The sequence below is a fragment of the Staphylococcus sp. EG-SA-2 genome (assembly GCF_017152085.1).
The window spans coordinates 1-1,340 of sequence record NZ_JACYHC010000793.1 but is presented as its reverse complement, the minus strand read 5'-3'; the positions used below and the strand labels follow the sequence as shown (position 1 = coordinate 1,340).

Annotated in this window: 1 protein-coding gene and 1 pseudogene; one reads left to right on the top strand and one right to left on the bottom strand. The window is 34.1% G+C overall.

The features are described from left to right. The coding region (gene cvfB, locus IDG60_RS14330; protein ID WP_206160832.1) for an RNA-binding virulence regulatory protein CvfB at positions 1 to 791 on the top strand (791 nt) is incomplete at its 5' end. Positions 792 to 925: 134 nt separating this feature from the next. Here cvfB and IDG60_RS14325 read toward each other — a convergent pair. Continuing rightward, positions 926 to 1,216, bottom strand: a pseudogene (locus IDG60_RS14325) (transposase); the annotation flags it as partial. Between the last annotated feature and the right edge of the window lie 124 nt (positions 1,217 to 1,340).

Here is a 1,340-nt window from a genome sequence, read left to right as displayed (position 1 = left end):
AATCAGAAATGAACGATGATGATGAATTAGAAGTAGGTGAAGAATATAGTTTCTTCATTTATCCAAACCGTTCAGGTGAATTATTTGCAACTCAAAATATGCCTGATATTACGAAAGATAAATATGACTTTGCTAAAGTACTTAAAACGGATCGCGATGGGGCACGTATAGATGTTGGATTACCCCGTGAAGTGTTAGTACCATGGGAAGATTTACCAAAAGTGAAATCACTATGGCCACAACCTGGTGATCATTTGCTAGTCACATTACGAATTGACCGTGAGAATCATATGTATGGAAGATTAGCGAGTGAATCTGTTGTAGAAAATATGTTTACACCTGTACACGACGATAATTTAAAAAACGAAGTCATTGAAGCCAAACCTTACCGCGTATTACGAATTGGTAGCTTTTTATTAAGCGAATCAGGTTACAAAATTTTCGTACATGAATCAGAACGTAAAGCTGAACCAAGATTAGGTGAATCTGTTCAAGTTAGAATTATCGGGCATAATGATAAAGGTGAGTTAAATGGTTCATTTTTACCACTTGCACATGAACGTTTAGACGATGACGGCCAAGTCATCTTTGATTTACTAGTTGAATATGATGGTGAATTACCATTCTGGGACAAATCAAGCCCTGAAGCGATTAAAGAAGTATTCAATATGAGTAAAGGTTCATTCAAACGTGCAATCGGTCACTTATATAAACAGAAGATTATTAATATAGAAACAGGTAAAATCACTTTAACTAAAAAAGGTTGGAGTCGAATGGACTCAAAAGAATAATCATTTTTACACGTGTCGTAGGATGCGTGTTTTTTTATTCAATATTAAATCGGACAGATGAAGTAGTTTTTTAAACATTCCTTTCAAAGTAAAAAATTAAATAATTCAAACGAATAGGCTGGGACATTAAGTTCTTAGGCAATGTAAAAAAGCTGATTTCTATTAATTATTTGATGGAAATTAGCTTTTTTGATATGTATTTTATAATGTACAGCTCGTTGAGCTGCTATTTTCCTTATATTAAGTGCCATTAATACAAAACCTAGCTCTCGTTTAACTTTATTTATTCCTCGAACTGACATTCGAGTGAAACCCAAAATAACCTTCATAAATCCAAAAACAGGCTCTACATAAATTTTTCTATGACTATAGATTTTTTTCGTTTCTGGTTCAGAAAGCTTTTGATTAATTTGGGCTTTAATGTATTTCAAAGTAAAATTACATGTTAATACGTAGTATTAATGGCGAGACTCCTGAGGGAGCAGTGCCAGTCGAAGACAGGGGCCCCAACACAGAAGCTGACATATAGTCAGCTTACAACAATGTGCC